This is a genomic window from Porticoccus sp. W117, from assembly GCF_030341905.1.
In the GTDB taxonomy this organism is placed as follows: Bacteria; Pseudomonadota; Gammaproteobacteria; order Pseudomonadales; family Porticoccaceae; genus SCSIO-12696.
Window position 1 is genome coordinate 19121 of record NZ_JATAAF010000003.1, and the last position, 16084, is coordinate 35204.

Below are 16084 nucleotides of genomic sequence, written 5' to 3' on the forward strand. Positions count from 1 at the left end.
ATCGAATTCAAAACAATTGCTCCGGTAACCATGTCGCCATCTCCGGCCACAGGGCCAGCACCGCCATCATGGCCAGCTGAATGCCAATAAAGGGTATCACGCCTTTATAGATATGGCCGGTGGCCACTGACTCCGGTGCCACACCACGCAAATAAAACAGCGCGAAGCCAAAGGGTGGTGTCAGGAACGAGGTTTGTAAATTGATGGCGATCATAATGCCCAGCCACACCGGATCCAGCCCCATGGCCAGCAATACCGGCGCAACGATGGGCACCACCACAAAGGTGATTTCGATAAAGTCGAGGATAAAGCCCAGCAGGAAAATCACCAGCATCACCAGCAGGGTGGCGCCGAACACGCCGCCGGGCAGGCTTTCGAACACCTCGGTGACCATTTCTTCGCCGCCAAAACCGCGAAACACCAGGGAGAAGATCGCCGCGCCGATCAAGATCATAAACACCATAGCGGTGACTTCGGTGGTGTTGCGCATCACCTGGCGCAGCCGTTCCAGATTCAGCTGCCGGCGCACCAGTGCCAGCACCGTGGCACCAATGGCGCCCACGCCGGCGGCCTCGGTGGGGGTGGCGGCGCCTTTAAGAATGGAGCCCAAAACCAGCACAATCAGCAACACCGGCGGCAGCAGACTTTTTAAGAGTTGCCCGGTGGTAATCGCTTCCAGATCGTCACTGGCAGGGGCCAGTTCAGGTTTGATGCGGGCTATAAAAAGCAGATAGACAATGTAAAGAACCACCAGCGCCAGGCCGGGAATAATCGCCCCCACAAACAACTCGCCAATGGACACTGTGTCCGGGGTAAAGATGCCCATATTGAGCTGCGCCTGCTGGTAGGCGTTGGAAAGAATATCCCCCAACAGCACCAGGGCAATGGAGGGGGGAATAATTTGCCCCAGTGTGCCGGTCGCGCAGATAGTGCCGCTGGCCAGGGCTGGGCTGTAACCGCGTTTGAGCATGGTGGGCAGGGACATCAAACCCATGGTCACCACGGTGGCGCCGACAATGCCGGTACTGGCGGCCAGCAACATGCCCACCACAATCACGGCAATACCGAGGCCACCGGGCAGGCGGCCAAACAGCCGCGACATGCTGTCCAAAAGGTCTTCCGCCAGTTTGGCCTTTTCCAGCATTACCCCCATCAGAATAAACAGCGGCACCGCAATCAGTGTCTGGTTAGTCATGGTGCCGTACAGGCGATTGGGCAGAGCTTCCAGAAATGCCATATCGAAGTGGCCGGTGGCGCTGCCGATGGCGGCAAAAATCAGCGCAGTGCCACCCAGGGTCAGGGCGACCGGGTAGCCCAGCATGAGCAGCAGACACACCGTGGCGAACAGGATCAGGGGAATAGCCTCTATCATCACAGGCCCCCGTCGTGTGGTTCGGTGTGGCTGCCGCCGTGGCCGAGGAAGAACAGTGTGTTAGAGATGATGTCTGCCAGACCCTGCAGCGCCAGGGTAACGGGCATCGCCAGCAGCAGTGACTTCAGCAGGTAAACATAGGGCAGCCCGCCGGGTTCGTAAGAGGTTTCCTTCACCTGCCAGCTGGCTGCCACATAGTCCAGAGACAGCCAGAAGATCACCGCACACACCGGCAGCAACAGCAACAATCCGCCGGTCGCATCAATCAGCGCCTGGTGGCGCAGGGACAGGCGGCGATAGATCAGATCCACCCGCACATGGCCACCGCGCTTGAGGGTAAAGGCGGCACCCATCAGAAACACCAGAGCGTGCAGGTAGGTAACGCTTTCCTGCAGGGCAATGGAGCTGGTTTCCAGCAGGTAGCGCATTACCACCACGGTGGTGGTGAGCAGCGCCATCGCCAGGGTCAGCCAGCTGAGGGCGCGGCCGCTCCATTCGCTAAAGCAGCTGATGGCGTCAGCAAGGCGGTTGAGAGGGGAGGGGGTCATGTTTTGGTCATATTGTTGTTATGGATGGGGAATGATAATGCCAACTGCCTCGGGCTGCGAGCAGCGGGCCACGAGCAGATCCAGCGGGAGTGGTGTTCGGTGGAAAGGCTGTAGTTTATTCACAACAGTTTATTCGCAACTCGCAGTTCGCCGACTGTAATCTTTCTGTCATATACCGTTCATATGATTGTCATCCTCGAAATCTAGCATCACTCGCGTAATCCATAACCCTCCCATGGAGATGACAACGTGAAAAAGAGTATTAAATTGACCATTGCAGGCGTAGCTGCCGCAGCCACTCTGGCCAGTGCCGCCGCTATCGCCGCTTCTCGCGACTACATCAGCATTGTGGGTTCTTCCACTGTGTACCCGTTTGCCACTGTGGTTGCCGAGCGTTTCGGTAACGCCACCAAGTTCAGCACTCCCAAAATCGAATCTACCGGTTCTGGTGGTGGCATGAAACTGTTCTGTGCTGGCCTGGGCGCTGAGCACCCGGACATCACCAACGCTTCTCGTCGCATGAAGGCTTCCGAGTTCGAAATGTGTAAAGAAAACGGTGTTACTAACATCGTTGAAGTACTGATTGGCTACGACGGCATCGTGCTGGCTAACTCCAACAAAGCCAAGCCCATGAACTTGACTCGTCGCGACATTTACCTGGCACTGGGTAAGCAAGTTCCTAACCCCGACGGTTCCGAAACTCTGGTTGCCAACCCGTACAAAACCTGGAAAGAAGTGAACCCCGCTCTGCCTAACATCAAGATTGAGGTTCTCGGTCCTCCTCCCACTTCCGGTACCCGCGACGCTTTTGCTGAACTGGCCCTGGAAGGCGGTGCCAAGTCTTTCCCATGGATCAAAGCCATGAAGAAAGTGGACAAGAAGAAGTACAAGGCGATCGCTCGCTCTGTACGTGAAGACGGTGCTTACATCGAAGCTGGCGAGAACGACAACCTGATCGTTCAAAAGCTGAACGCCAACCCGAAAGCACTGGGCATCTTCGGTTTCTCCTTCCTGGAGCAGAACAGCGACAAGGTTCAGGGTTCCATCATCGAAGGTCAGGAGCCTACTTTTGACACCATCGCTGACAAGTCTTACCCGGTTTCCCGTCCGCTGTACTTCTACGTGAAGAAGGACCACATCGGCGTAATCCCCGGCATCAAGCAGTACCTGGCTGAGTTCACCAGCGAAAAAGCCTGGGGCGAAGACGGCTACCTGGCTGACAAAGGCATGATTCCCATGGGAACCAGCAAGCGTCGCGACATGGCCTCTTCTGTGAATGGTCTGCAGACTCTGAAGTCTCTGTAAGATCGTCACGCAGCCTATGCGATAAGACTTAGCCCAGCAGGTACAACCTGCTGGGCTATCTCTTTATAAAAACAGGCAGTTTTTCTTCCTCAGCGCAGTGCCAATATCACTGTGCTGAGGAAGAAGAACTCAACCGGAAGCAGAACAGACTATGCAAACTGCTAACTTGATTATCGTGTTGCTTGCCATGGTAGGTATTGCCTACTACATGGGGCGCGGCCGCTCGTTTGCGCTGGCAAAGCCGCTGGGTGGCATTCGCCATCTCAACTCGCTGCCGTTTTATTACGGCGCTCAAACCGCCATTTGGTGCTGCGTGCCGTCGCTGATTCTGCTGGCGCTGTGGGCGTTATTCGACGAGCCGATCATCACCAACGTGGTGTTGTCTGGCCTGCCGGAAGCCATTCAGCCGCAAACGGTGGCGGATCAGAACCTGTTGCTCAACCGTATTGAAAACATTGCTTCCGGGGCGCTCGCCGCCGGTGCCGATGAGCAAGCGCTGAGTGCCGCTGCTGATCGTCTCAATGGCTTGCGGGAAACTGCCCAGTGGGTACTGACGGCGGCCATCTTGTCATTGGCGGTTCTGGGTGGTTTGTGGGGTTGGCGCCGGGTTTCGCCGAAGCTGAAAGCCCGCAATCAGGTAGAGGTGGTTTTCAAGAGCACCCTGCTGGCCTGTGCTTGTATCGCCATTCTTACCACCCTGGGAATTGTCTTCTCGGTGGTGTTTGAGACCATCCGTTTTTTCAGCTTCGACGAAGTGACCATTACCGGTTTTATCTTCGGCACTGAGTGGAGCCCGCAAATCGCCATTCGCGCCGACCAGGCGGGAGCTTCCGGTAGCTTTGGTGCGGTGCCACTGTTCGTAGGCACCTTGCTGATTTCCTTTATCGCCATGGTGGTAGCGGTGCCAGTGGGTTTGATGTCTGCCATCTACCTGGCGGAATACGCCAACCCCAGAGTGCGCAGTACCGCCAAGCCACTGCTGGAAATTCTCGCCGGTATTCCCACGGTGGTATATGGCTTCTTCGCCGCCCTGACGGTAGCGCCGTTTTTGCGGGAACTGGGTGAATCCATGGGCCTGGATGTGTCATCGGAATCCGCTCTGGCTGCCGGTGGTGTGATGGGCATTATGATTATCCCGTTTGTCTCTTCCCTAGCAGACGACGTCATTACCGCGGTGCCGCAAAGCATGCGCGACGGCTCCCTGGGGCTGGGTGCCACCAAGTCGGAAACCATCAAAAAAGTGATTTTCCCGGCGGCGCTGCCGGGTATTGTCGGCGGCGTTATGTTGGCGGTATCCCGCGCCATCGGTGAAACCATGATTGTGGTGATGGCCGCCGGCCTGGCCGCCAATATGACCGCCAACCCGCTGGATACAGTAACCACCGTGACCGTACAGATCGTCACCCTGCTGATCGGCGACCAGGAGTTCGATAGCCCGAAAACCCTGGCGGCCTTTGCACTGGGCTTGATGCTGTTCGTTGTCACCCTACTGTTGAACCTGTTCGCCCTGCGCACTGTGAAGAAATATCGAGAGCAATATGACTGATCAAGCAAAGGCTCCCGTCGAGAGCACCATCGACAAGGTCAACAAGACCCTGGCCCGGCGTTACCGTGCGGAAAAGCGCTTCCGCCTGTATGGCATGCTGTCTATTGGCTTTGGCCTACTGGCATTGGTGGTTCTGTTTACCGACATTATCAGCAAGGGCAAGGGCGCATTTTTGCAGTCCTACATTCAGTTGGAAGTCACCTACGACTCCGACGTGCTGGGGGTGTACGACGTCAACGACGAAGATCAGATGGCGCTGGCCAACTTCGAGGGTGTGGTCAAGCAGGCACTGCGCAATCGCTTCCCGGAAGTTTCCAGCCGCAAAGACAAAAAAGAGCTCTATCAACTGGCCAGTCTGGGTGCGGCCTTTGAGCTGCGCAAGCAGCTCACGGCTGACCCGCAATTGTTGGGTAAAACCGAAACTCTGTGGTTACTGGCTGACGACGACATCGACACCTACTACAAAACCATTGGCGGTGAAGAGTTTATTGGCGCCACCAGTGACAAGCAGCGTGCCTGGACCAAATCGCTGGTGGATGCCGATGAGATCGAGCTGAAGTTCAACATCAACTTCTTTACCCGAGGCGACTCCAGGGAGCCGGAGCTAGCAGGTATCTGGGGCGCAGCCAAGGGCTCGTTCTTTACCTTGCTGATTACCCTGGTGTTGTCGTTCCCCATCGGTGTGGCGGCGGCTATTTATCTGGAAGAATTTGCCCCAAAAAACAAGTGGACTGACCTGATTGAGGTCAATATCAACAACCTGGCGGCAGTGCCTTCTATTATCTTCGGCTTGCTGGGCCTGGCGGTGTTTATCAATTTTTTCCACACCCCGCGCTCCACACCCATTGTGGCGGGCCTGGTGCTGACCTTGATGACTCTGCCCACCATTATTATTTCCAGCCGCGCCGCCATTAAAGCGGTGCCGCCCTCCATCCGCCAGGCGGCCATGGGCATGGGTGCGTCGCCCATGCAGGTGGTATTGCACCATGTATTGCCGCTGGCCATGCCGGGTATGCTGACAGGGTCTATTATTGGTATGGCCCAGGCACTGGGTGAGAGCGCACCATTGTTGATGATTGGCCTGGTGGCCTTTGTGGTGGATGTGCCCGGTGCCATCAACGACCCGGCCACTGTATTGCCGGTACAGATTTACCTGTGGGCAGACAGCCCGGAGCGAGCGTTTGTGGAAAAAACCTCAGCGGCCATTATGGTGCTGCTGGCGTTCCTGATCGCCATGAATACCCTGGCGGTGTTCCTGCGCAAACGCCTGGAGCGCCGTTGGTAAGCCAACGAGCTGGATATAACGGTTACACACTTAGGTAGAATGCCATGACAAGCATAGCAACAGAACAGGCCGGTGAAATGCTGATCAGCAAAACCGAGCGCACTGAATCTCAGGTGGTGCGCGACATCGAACACGGCGAAACCGTGGGCGAACCGTTGATGGAAGATGCCAAAATGTCGGTGCGCAATACCGATGTTTTTTACGGCGACAAGCAGGCGATTTTTGGCGTCGATCTGGACATTGGCAAAAATCAGGTGATCGCCATGATCGGCCCGTCCGGTTGCGGTAAGTCCACCTTCCTGCGCTGCCTCAATCGCATGAACGATACCGTAGAAGGCTGCCGGGTTTCTGGTGAGCTAACCCTTGATGGTTCAGATATTTACAGTAAGAAGATGGACGTGGTGGCCCTGCGCGCCCGCATCGGCATGGTGTTTCAGAAGCCCAACCCGTTCCCCAAGTCCATTTACGACAACGTTGCCTATGGCCCGCGCCTGCACGGCCTGGCCAGTCGCCGTGGCGAATTGGATGAGATTGTTGAAAACAGCCTGCGCCGCGCCAGCTTGTGGGACGAAGTAAAAGATCGCCTGCACTCTCCCGGTACCGGCCTGTCCGGTGGTCAGCAGCAGCGCCTGTGTATCGCCCGCGCCATTGCGGTGAGCCCGGAAGTGATCCTGATGGACGAACCCTGTTCCGCATTGGACCCCATTGCCACCGCCCGCATCGAAGAGCTGATTGCCGAGCTGCGCGAAAACTACACCATCGCCATTGTTACCCACTCCATGCAGCAGGCAGCGCGGGTCAGCCAGCGTACCGCCTACTTCCACCTGGGGCATTTGGTAGAAGTGAACGACACTGAAAAAGTATTTACCTCGCCGGAGCACGAACTCACCGAGGCGTACATTACTGGCCGTTTTGGCTAACAAGGATTTAGACAGAAATAACGTTTACTTTAGTCTGTCATCCCCGCGAAGGCGGGGATCCATAGAGATCGAAGCTCCGAAATACATGGATTCCCGCCTGCGCGGGAATGACGGAAAATCGCATTAATGACGCGACATTCGACTCAGACTTTCAGGAAAATGAACAATGGCTAGCATGCAATTTGACCAACACATATCCCAGGAATTTAACGACGAGCTTGAGCAGGTAAAAACCCGCATGCTGGAGATGGGTGGCTCGGTACTGCAACAGCTGCAGGATTCCGTGCGCGCTCTGGAACACGCCGACTCCTCTCTCGCCGATAAGGTACTGGAGGAAGAAGCCGAGATCGACAAAATGGAAATGGAGATCGACGAGGCCTGCACCCTGCTGATTGCCCGCCGCCAACCCGCCGCCAGCGATCTGCGCATGGTAATGGCGGTGAGCAAGGCCGTGTGCGATTTGGAGCGCATCGGTGACGAAGCTCATCGGGTTGCCAAAATGGCTATCAACCTCAGCGAAGAAGGCACCGCCCCACGCGGCTATGTGGAAATCCGCCACATCGCTAACAGCGTTTGCGCCATGCTTAACAAATCCCTCGACGCATTTGCCCGCTACGATGTGGACGCCGCCCTCGATACTTTGGCAGAAGATCGCCAAGTAGATATGGATTACAAAAGCGCCCTGCGCGAACTGGTTACCTACATGATGGAAGACCCCCGCAGCATCACTCGAGTGATGAACATCATGTGGACCCTGCGCGCCCTGGAACGGGCCGGTGACCACTCAAAGAATATCTGCGAGCAGGTGGTTTACCTGGTGAAGGGCAAAGACATTCGCCATGGAAACCTGGATGAAGCTCAGGCATAAGGGCTGAACTCGCTGACACGACCAGTGGATTGCAAAAAAACGCTTTGCCGTTGTAGGATGGCAAAGCGTTTTTTTATGGGAGTTAACAATGAAAAGGAAATTATTCCTCGCACTGCCTGCCCTGATTCTGACCTTAATCGCGTTCCCTTGCTTTGCGGAAACCCCTGAAGCAGACCTGAAAAAACAGTTTTCCGCCAGTTACAAAGCGTTTAAAAAAGCCGAACAACAGAACTCAGCTTCTACCTTAAAGCTGGCTTTACAAGTCCTTGAGCTGGGAAAGCAGGTTTATCCAGAAGGTAGTGAAGTTCTAGCGGTTCTTAATCACAACGTCGGTTTTTATCTGAGAAAAGCTGAAAGATTCCAGGAGGCGAAGACACATTTAAACCGCGCCTTAAAAATTTTTGAGCAGATCCACGGCAAAGGCTCCTTAACGCTGATCGATACTCTGATGGAGTTGGGGCATGCTAATCAAAAGCATTTTCAATACGCGAATCAAAAATACTATCGGCGTGCATTGAAAATTGCCAAACAACAAGAAGGGGAATCGTCTGTTGTTGTGGCGCAATTAAATTACGATATTGGCGTGTGGTTGCTGGAATTTGCGCAGACTCCACACTCCAGGAAATACCTTGAAAAGGCCTACAAGCTGTTTACTGAAAATTCAGGCGCTCAAGATATACAAACAGGGATGTCAGCGTTTTATCTGGCTAAATTGAAAATGGCCCAGAAAAGATACCGAGCAGCGCAGAAATTATTGGAAGCGGCTCTGCCCGCTTTTGATATCCCCGACAAGCCGGAGTACAAGATTGAATTGACCACCCGCGCTTTTTTGGTGGAGGTGTATGAGCGTCTGGGGGAGCGGGGAAAAGCCAATACACATTGTCAGGCGATTGGTAAGGCCACCCCGTGGGATGCCAGTCAAAAAGCACGGCCCATATTCAGAAAAAGCCCCAAGTACCCGGCGGGCGCCCTTCACAGTGGTCGGGAGGGTTATGCGATTCTGAGTTTAACCATCGATAAGAACGGGTTTGCGGTTGATCCGGAAGTCATCGAAACCGTCGGCAGCCCGTCTTTTGGCAAGGCGGCGCTTGATGTGGTGGGTGATATGCGTTTTACCCCCAGGTTTGAAAATGGTCAGCCAGTGGATACTCTTGGGGTGACTTATCAGTACACCTTCAAGTTGGCAAAGTAACCGTTTTTTAGTATTTCAAAAGTTGCTGAATATCCAGTGTCCCTCCGTTACCAAACTCCGCCCGCAATAAGCGATTGGTCAATTGACGAATGTGCGGCTCCGGGGGTTGGTCGCTACTCAGGGCGTAGCGAATTAACTTGTCCAGCTTCCCTTGTTGATCCGGTTGTTGCATGGCGTCATCCAGCAATGCCTGACGATAATCTGCCGCTACTAACGCCGCTTGCTCGGCAACCCGTTGGGCGGCGTTTTCCATCAAACTCTCACGCATTTCCGGGCGGCTTAGGGGCTCTCGTGGGTTTTCGCTCAAGTCGGCACGCGGATTGCCGCTGTACACCTGATCGTTGTAGCGGTAGAGCACGTCGGCGCTGTCTCGTTGCTCGCCCTGGCTAAAGTTCAAAGTCAGGGTGGCGGTTTGCACCACTTCTACCATGGGATATTCGTAGGTGGCGTAAACGTCTTCAATCACTTCTGTTGGCGTGGCGACCAGGTCGTCTTCCAGATGATGGTAATCCTGATTGCGGGCATCAATTTTACGGTGAATGTGATCGTAATCTTCACGCAGTGAGGCCAGCTGTTGTTTGCTGTGGCGCACCGCTTGTTTCAACTCTTTAATGCGCTGCTGGATAGCGTTGTATTGCGGCGTGTCAGGGGTGGCTGTTTGCAGGTTGCGGCGCTGTTCTTCCAGAGCGCCTTTGTGCTTCGCCAGCTGGCGCTCTTTACTGGCAATATCCTGGTGCAGGTAGTGCTGCTTATCCTGCAGTTGGCCAATTTTGTGGCTGAGGATTTGCAATTCGTCCTGCAGGTTCAGGTAATCCGGGTTGCTGCGGGTGATGGTGCCGCTGATGTATTCGTGGCTGCCGGTGGCGTCGAATTCTTCCGTAGAAAAGTTGGGTTTGCTGGCGGTTACGCGCAGAGACAGGTGGTTGCTTTGCCCGGCGCGAAACGGTTGCGACGGAGCAGTGATATTGCTCAGCAGTCTGGGGTTGCCCTGCACAAAGAGCAGCGGCGTGTAGCGGATGCTGAGCTGGCGGCGTAGCTGAGCGGCACGAGTGCCTGCTGTTTTATCGCCATTTAGCTGTGCCTGTTTTTGGTGCAGTGCCGCCGCCAGCGCGGAGAGGTTGCGCTTATCGGCGCTGTTGGCCGCGGCGTTGATCTGATCGCTCCATATGGCGAGATTCTGTTGGGCAATAGCCAGCTTCTGCTGAGCTTTAACGGATTCCGGCTTTTTGATCAGCGCTTGTTGATAGGCCTCAACGGCGCGTTCGTAATTGCCGCCGCTGAACTGTTGGTCTCCGCGGTTAATGGCGTTGTTGTACGCACAGCCGCTGCACAGGGCAGCGGCTAAAATCAAAACGAGAGGTTTGCCCATGGTTCTGCACCACTTTTTGTTATCGGTAGTACAGTGTATGTCGGCCAAGCTGAATTGAAGCTGAACAGGTTCTCAATGTCAGGGCGGGCTTGAGGGCGGTATTCAGGGTTGAGTTTGCTGCTGCGCAGGCGGCTGCATCTCGGTAATGCGCTGGCGGGCTTTTTGCGACAGATCGCCATTCCCCTGAGCTGCTTCCTGAAAATATTTGCGTGCTGCGCTGTAATTCCGCCGTTGATAGGCGAATTCACCCAGGTAATAACTAGCGGTCAGCGTGGGCAGAATGCGGTAACTGGCTAGCAGATCCTTTTCCGCAGCAGCGGCCTCATTCTGTTGCAAGCGCGCCAGGCCGCGCAGAATGTGAGGTTTGAAATAGGCGGGGTTTTTGCCAATGGCGGTGGTGTAGGATTTTTCCGCATTGGCCAGGTTGTTTTGCATTTCCCAGGCAATGCCGCGCAACTCCCAAAACTCACTTTCTGCTGGCTGCAGGGCCACGGCGCGGTCGAGTTTTTGCAATGCTTCCCTTGGTTTTTTCTGTTGTAACAAAGCCTGTGCCTCGCTGGCGGCTTTGTAAGCTGGAGCGTCTTTCTTGATTTGAGCAATCGCCCGTTGGTAACGGCTGCGATATCGGTTGCCCCCGGCCCCCAGGCGCACGGCGTGTTGCTTGTTGGCATCTACCCGCTGTTGTGACGGTGGGTGGCTGGCAAACAGGGCGGATATGGGGTCATTGCGACGTCCTTGGGACAAACGCACGAACACCTGTTGCAACTCCACTGCCCCCTGCAGATCGTAGCCGGCACGCTTCATATAAAGCATGCCGTATTCGTCCGATTCCAATTCGTCATCGCGACCGTAACGTGCCAGCAATGCGGAGGCGCCAAGGCCTCCCCATTGAGACAGTGCCCCTTGGTATTGTGTGTCTTTGGCAAAACCACCGGCCACGGCCAATCCAGCCTGCAGTAACTGCTGTTGGCTGAGGCGTGCGGCCGTATGGCGAGCGGCAGCGTGGACAATCTCATGGCTGAGTACCGCCGCCAGCTGTGATTCGTCTTCCAGATAGCTGAGCAAACCGCGATTGATGGCGATTTTGCCGCCGGGTAGTGCCCAGGCATTGGGCACGGAGCTGTTGAGTACAGTAAATTCGTAGGGCAGACCCGGTTGGTCGCTGACTTTGGCGAGCCGCTGGCCGACCTCGTTGATATAAAACTGCAACTCGTTGTCCACATAGTAGCGCCCTCCCTGAGATTGCAGCTGCGGTCGGTATTGCTGCTGGCCGATTTGTATCTCTTGCTGAACGGAAAGGAATGACAACTCTTTTTTGCCGGTGACGGGATTAACCGCGCAGCCGGTAGTAAACAGGGTTGTGAGTAACAGGACGAGAAGGCAGTGACGTGGCAGCATCTGGTAACCCTTTTCTATGGATTTGGCCGTATAATCATTTTCAATTCTAGCGCCTATAAAGCCGCCAAAGGTAAAAATATGCACATAATTATTTCACCCGCCAAGACCCTGGATTTTGAAACTCCCTCCAAGGCCAACAAACACAGTCAGACGGAGTTCCTGGCCCGTTCCGCCAAATTGATTGGCGAGCTGCGTCAGCTGGCACCCCAGGATATCAGCGCACTGATGAAAGTGAGTGACAAGATCGGCCAGCTGAACTACGACCGCTTCCAAAGCTGGAAGCGCCCCTTCACCGAAAAGAATGCCAAGCAGGCGTTGCTGGCCTTCAAGGGGGATGTGTACACCGGGCTGGATGCGGAGAGTTTCACCCAGCACGATTTCAATTGGGCACAAAAGCATCTGCGTATTCTCTCTGGGCTTTACGGGCTGTTAAAGCCGCTGGATTTAATCCAGCCGTACCGCCTGGAAATGGGCACCAAGTTCGCCAATCAAGGTGGCAAGAATCTTTATGAGTTCTGGGGTGATGCGTTGACAGATGCCCTGAATCAAGAGCTGGCGTCGGAGAAAAAGCCGGTGTTGATCAATCTGGCATCCAATGAATATTTTAAAGCGGTCAATACAAAGTCCTTAAACGCAGAAATTATCACTCCAGCGTTTAAAGATTTTAAAAATGGCCAGTACAAAATGATCAGCTTTTACGCCAAGAAAGCCCGTGGCCTGATGAGCGCTTATATTATTAAAAATCGTTTGAAAAACCCTGAAGAGATTAAAGGCTTTGATACGGCGGGCTATTACTACAGTCCGGAGCAATCAAAAGGTAATACCTGGGTCTTCCTCAGAGATGAGCCGCAATAATGGATAAACCATTTTCTCAAGCCTGTGAAAATAACAAATCTCCAATTCTTGACGTTCTGAAAGAAGTCTTTGCGCAAAGCAAAAAGGTATTGGAGGTGGGCAGCGGAACCGGCCAGCACGCGGTATTTTTTGCGCCACAATTGCCGCACTTGCAATGGCATACCAGCGATCTGCCAGACAACCACAGTGGTATCAACCATTGGATTGACGAATGCCCCAGCGACAATCTGTATCGGCCATTGTTGTTGGATGCGGATATGCCCAAGTGGAATCTGGAAGATATCGATGGCGTATTTACTGCCAACACCTGCCACATCATGTCTTGGCAAAGTGTCCAAAACCTGTTTGCCCGTGTGGGAAAAATTCTACAACCCGGCGGCCGCTTTTGTATTTACGGGCCGTTTAATTACAACGGCCAATACACCAGCGAAAGCAATGCCAGCTTTGATGTCTGGCTAAAAGAGCAAGCGCCGCATCGAGCTATTCGCGATTTTGAATCAATTAATGAGCTGGCAGAAAAGCGGCAAATGAAACTGGTAGATGACTATGAAATGCCGGCCAATAACCGCTTGTTGGTGTTTGAAAAACACAGTGGCTAGTGAGCGTGAATACGCCTGTACACAGAGTAAATCATCCGCTGTTAGCGGCAAAAAAATTATCTCTTTGGGTGAAACGCGAAGACCTCAGCCACCCACAAATATCTGGTAACAAATACCATAAACTGAAATACAACCTGGCTTACGCGAAAGAGCAGGGTTTTGAAACCGTAGCCAGCTTTGGCGGTGCCTGGTCGAATCACCTTCATGCCTTGGCTTACGCCGGTAAAGAATCTGGTTTGAAAACTTTGGGTTTTGTTCGTGGGCCGTTGCCTGTGCCGCTAAACGCCACACTTCAGGATGCCAGCGATTGGGGTATGGCATTGCATTCGCTGAGTTACAGCGACTACCGCCGCCGCCATGATCGCGATTTTTGTCAGCAGTTAATGGCATCGGTGGCAAATGGTTATTTGATACCCGAAGGTGGCGCCAATCCGCTGGCGATAAAAGGCTGTGCTGAGCTGGGTGAGGACATTGCCCGCCAGGTTGAGGGCATTGATTACCTGTGTGCCGCCTGCGGTACCGGGGCAACCATGGCGGGGTTAATTGCCGGCGTCAGTGAGCGAACAACAGTTTTGGGGTTCTCTGCGGTTAAGAATAATCATAAATTGGAATCGGACATTCGTGCCTGGTTACCCGACGATATCAATGAAAAAAATTGGCGCATTCTTCACAACTATCACTGCGGTGGTTTTGGCAAACTTAACCGGGAATTAATCGATTTTCTGGACGAGTGGCAGATGCACTGCGACATTCCTCTGGAACCGTTGTACACCGGAAAAATGTTCTATGGTTTGTTTAATATGATTGCTGACGGCTTTTTCCCGGCGGGCACAAAAATTGTCGCGTTGCACAGCGGCGGCCTGCAGGGGTTGCGAGGCATGGCACACCAATTGGAAAATTTCCGAGGTAGCTGATGGCGGAAGATTATCACAACGTGTTGGATTTCTGGTTTGGCGGTGGCACCGACGCAGAAGTTGCCAGCCGTCAGTCCGGGCTTTGGTGGGGCAAAAGTGCCGACGTTGATCGAAAGATTCAAGAGAATTTTGAAGCAGATTTACAGACTCTTGTCAGAGGTGAACACCGTGACTGGCTGACAGCGCCAGAGGGTACCTTGGCTGCTATTGTTGTACTCGACCAGTTCTCTCGCAATATGTACCGCGACAGTCCTCGGGCATTTGCTCAGGATGCCATGGCGCTGAGGCTTTGCCTTGAGGGAATGGATAATGGGGTTGATCAAAAGTTGCGCCCCATTCAGCGGGTGTTTTTCTATATGCCTCTGGAACACGCAGAATCCATGAAAATGCAAAATCGCTCGGTGGCGGTCTTTGAACAATTGCGCGACGAGGCGCCAGAGGAAAATAAAAAACTGTTTGCTGGTTTTGTAGATTTTGCCGAAAAGCACCGGGTAATTATCGAACGCTTTGGCCGTTACCCTCACCGCAATAAAATATTGGGTCGCGAATCGACGGCTGAGGAAGTGGAGTTTTTAAGGCAGCCAGGCAGCAGCTTTTGATTGTTCGTCATTGCGAGGCTGAAGACCGTGGCAATCTTTGCCTACAGGGCGCCACAGTTAGGAGATTGCCGCGTCGCTACGCTCCTCGCAATGACGAAGACTTACTGTTTATGAGGCAGCTCTTTATAAGGTAATGCTTTATAGGGTAACTATTTATAAGGTAAGTAATGCCCCGCATCCTCCATATAACGCTTATTCATCACCTTTTCCTGCGCCAGAAATTCCCGGATAGCGTCGTTAAAACGCCCATCTGCCAGCCAGTGGTAAGAGCAGGTTTCTACCGGCTCAAAACCCCGGCGGATTTTGTGTTCGCCCTGGGCGCCGGCATCAAAGCGTTGCAAGCCCTGTTCAATGGCGTACTCAATGCCCTGGTAGTAGCAGAGTTCAAAGTGCAGGCCGTCTAATTCCTGGGCTGTGCCCCAGTAGCGCCCGTACAGGGTGTCGCTGTCGCGGAAAAACAGCCCTGCAGCGACCAGATCACCATTCTCGCCACGGGCGGTCACCAACATAATCTGTTCCGCCATTACCCTGCCTATGCGCTGAAAAAAGTCCCGGTTCAGGTAACCAGTTCCGCCGCTGCGTTTCAGATAGGTGCGGTGATACAGCGGGTAGAACTGATCCCAGAGTTCGCCACTAATTTGCGGCCCTTCAACGCGTTCAATTGTCAGACCGAGCTGCGCCACTTTGCGGCGCTCGCTGCGCAATGTTTTGCGCTTGCGGGCGTTAAAGACGGCGAGAAAATCATCGAAATGGTTGTAGCCGCGGTTAAACCAGTGAAACTGGGTGCCGCTGCGTCGCTGCAAAAAATCAATGTCGCCTAGTAACTCGTCCTGCCCGGAATCCGGGAACAGCAGGTGGACTCCAGAGCAGCTGTGTGCGCTGGCGTATTGGCGAAGGGCGTCGGCGATCGCCGTTATTCGTACAGCGGCGTCTCCGCCAGGGGCCAATAGTATTCTGGGGCCGGTGGCGGGGGTAAAGGGCACGGCGCTCAGCAGCTTGGGGTAGTAGGGCAGATCGAGGCGCTGGTAGGCGTCGGCCCAGCTCCAGTCGAACACATATTCACCCCATGAGTGGTATTTCTCGTACAGGGGCAGGGCGGCGATGATTTGGCCGTTTTCGGTCAGGCCCATGTGGCGGGGCTGCCAGCCAGTGTCGCGGCACACACTGCCACTGTGTTCCAGTGCTTGCAAAAAGTCGTACTGCAAGAATGGGTATTCGCAACCCAGCAGGGAATTCCATTCGCTGGCGGCAAATTGGTCTATGCTGTTGTAAAAATTAATTTCCACAAGAACTGGTTATATTTGGTTTTAAGGT

General features: G+C 54.0%; 15 protein-coding genes. 10 read left to right on the forward strand and 5 right to left on the reverse strand.

Features of this window, described 5'->3' with window-relative positions; genetic code table 11:
* Nucleotides 1-7 precede the first annotated feature (7 nt).
* Together QSV34_RS03495 and QSV34_RS03500 are read right to left on the reverse strand one after the other, a co-directional pair.
* Entirely contained in the window at nucleotides 8-1372 is a 1365-nt protein-coding gene (locus QSV34_RS03495; RefSeq protein WP_289152047.1) for a TRAP transporter large permease, read from the reverse strand.
* Nucleotides 1372-1920, reverse strand: a complete 549-nt coding sequence (locus QSV34_RS03500) for a TRAP transporter small permease subunit (protein ID WP_289152049.1) — start codon at nucleotides 1918-1920, stop codon at nucleotides 1372-1374. The genes QSV34_RS03495 and QSV34_RS03500 overlap by 1 nt, the downstream gene beginning before the upstream one ends.
* A 249-nt stretch (nucleotides 1921-2169) precedes the next feature.
* Between QSV34_RS03500 and QSV34_RS03505 the strand changes: the two genes are divergently transcribed.
* The 6 genes from QSV34_RS03505 to QSV34_RS03530 all read left to right on the forward strand — a co-directional run bounded on the left by QSV34_RS03505 (nucleotide 2170) and on the right by QSV34_RS03530 (nucleotide 9036).
* Nucleotides 2170-3225, forward strand: coding sequence for a PstS family phosphate ABC transporter substrate-binding protein (locus tag QSV34_RS03505; protein WP_289152050.1), 1056 nt, complete (start codon nucleotides 2170-2172; stop codon nucleotides 3223-3225).
* A 151-nt stretch (nucleotides 3226-3376) separates the two neighbouring features.
* On the forward strand, nucleotides 3377-4771 hold the full coding sequence (pstC, locus tag QSV34_RS03510; RefSeq protein ID WP_289152052.1) for a phosphate ABC transporter permease subunit PstC: 1395 nt from the start codon (nucleotides 3377-3379) through the stop codon (nucleotides 4769-4771).
* Nucleotides 4764-6056 (forward strand): phosphate ABC transporter permease PstA, encoded by a 1293-nt coding sequence (pstA, locus tag QSV34_RS03515; RefSeq protein WP_289152053.1) that lies wholly within the window; start codon nucleotides 4764-4766, stop codon nucleotides 6054-6056. The genes pstC and pstA overlap by 8 nt, the downstream gene beginning before the upstream one ends.
* Before the next feature lie 77 nt (nucleotides 6057-6133).
* Nucleotides 6134-6976, forward strand: a complete 843-nt coding sequence (pstB, locus tag QSV34_RS03520) for a phosphate ABC transporter ATP-binding protein PstB (protein WP_502928985.1) — start codon at nucleotides 6134-6136, stop codon at nucleotides 6974-6976.
* Nucleotides 6977-7142: 166 nt separating this feature from the next.
* Entirely contained in the window at nucleotides 7143-7844 is a 702-nt protein-coding gene (phoU, locus tag QSV34_RS03525) for a phosphate signaling complex protein PhoU (RefSeq protein WP_289152056.1), read from the forward strand.
* A gap of 88 nt (nucleotides 7845-7932) precedes the next feature.
* On the forward strand, nucleotides 7933-9036 hold the full coding sequence (locus tag QSV34_RS03530; protein ID WP_289152058.1) for a TonB family protein: 1104 nt from the start codon (nucleotides 7933-7935) through the stop codon (nucleotides 9034-9036).
* A 7-nt stretch (nucleotides 9037-9043) separates the two neighbouring features.
* On the opposite strand, the gene QSV34_RS03535 is transcribed toward QSV34_RS03530, so the two are convergent.
* Together QSV34_RS03535 and QSV34_RS03540 are read right to left on the reverse strand one after the other, a co-directional pair.
* Nucleotides 9044-10405: a tetratricopeptide repeat protein gene (locus tag QSV34_RS03535; protein ID WP_289152060.1), complete on the reverse strand. Its 1362-nt coding sequence runs from the start codon at nucleotides 10403-10405 to the stop codon at nucleotides 9044-9046.
* A gap of 102 nt (nucleotides 10406-10507) precedes the next feature.
* Complete coding sequence (locus QSV34_RS03540; protein WP_289152062.1) at nucleotides 10508-11803, reverse strand: M48 family metallopeptidase; 1296 nt, start codon at nucleotides 11801-11803, stop codon at nucleotides 10508-10510.
* 78 nt (nucleotides 11804-11881) lie between these two features.
* Here QSV34_RS03540 and yaaA point away from each other — a divergent pair, with 78 nt between their 5' ends.
* The 4 genes from yaaA to QSV34_RS03560 are packed head-to-tail and all read left to right on the forward strand — an operon-like array spanning nucleotide 11882 to nucleotide 14770.
* Nucleotides 11882-12658, forward strand: coding sequence for a peroxide stress protein YaaA (gene yaaA, locus QSV34_RS03545; protein WP_289152065.1), 777 nt, complete (start codon nucleotides 11882-11884; stop codon nucleotides 12656-12658).
* Nucleotides 12658-13257, forward strand: a complete 600-nt coding sequence (locus QSV34_RS03550; RefSeq protein ID WP_289152066.1) for a DUF938 domain-containing protein — start codon at nucleotides 12658-12660, stop codon at nucleotides 13255-13257. Before yaaA ends, QSV34_RS03550 begins: the two co-directional genes overlap by 1 nt.
* Before the next feature lie 5 nt (nucleotides 13258-13262).
* On the forward strand, nucleotides 13263-14171 hold the full coding sequence (locus tag QSV34_RS03555; RefSeq protein WP_289152068.1) for a 1-aminocyclopropane-1-carboxylate deaminase/D-cysteine desulfhydrase: 909 nt from the start codon (nucleotides 13263-13265) through the stop codon (nucleotides 14169-14171).
* Entirely contained in the window at nucleotides 14171-14770 is a 600-nt protein-coding gene (locus tag QSV34_RS03560; protein ID WP_289152070.1) for a DUF924 family protein, read from the forward strand. The genes QSV34_RS03555 and QSV34_RS03560 overlap by 1 nt, the downstream gene beginning before the upstream one ends.
* Before the next feature lie 149 nt (nucleotides 14771-14919).
* On the opposite strand, the gene QSV34_RS03565 is transcribed toward QSV34_RS03560, so the two are convergent.
* Nucleotides 14920-16056: a GNAT family N-acetyltransferase gene (locus tag QSV34_RS03565; RefSeq protein WP_289152072.1), complete on the reverse strand. Its 1137-nt coding sequence runs from the start codon at nucleotides 16054-16056 to the stop codon at nucleotides 14920-14922.
* Between the last annotated feature and the right edge of the window lie 28 nt (nucleotides 16057-16084).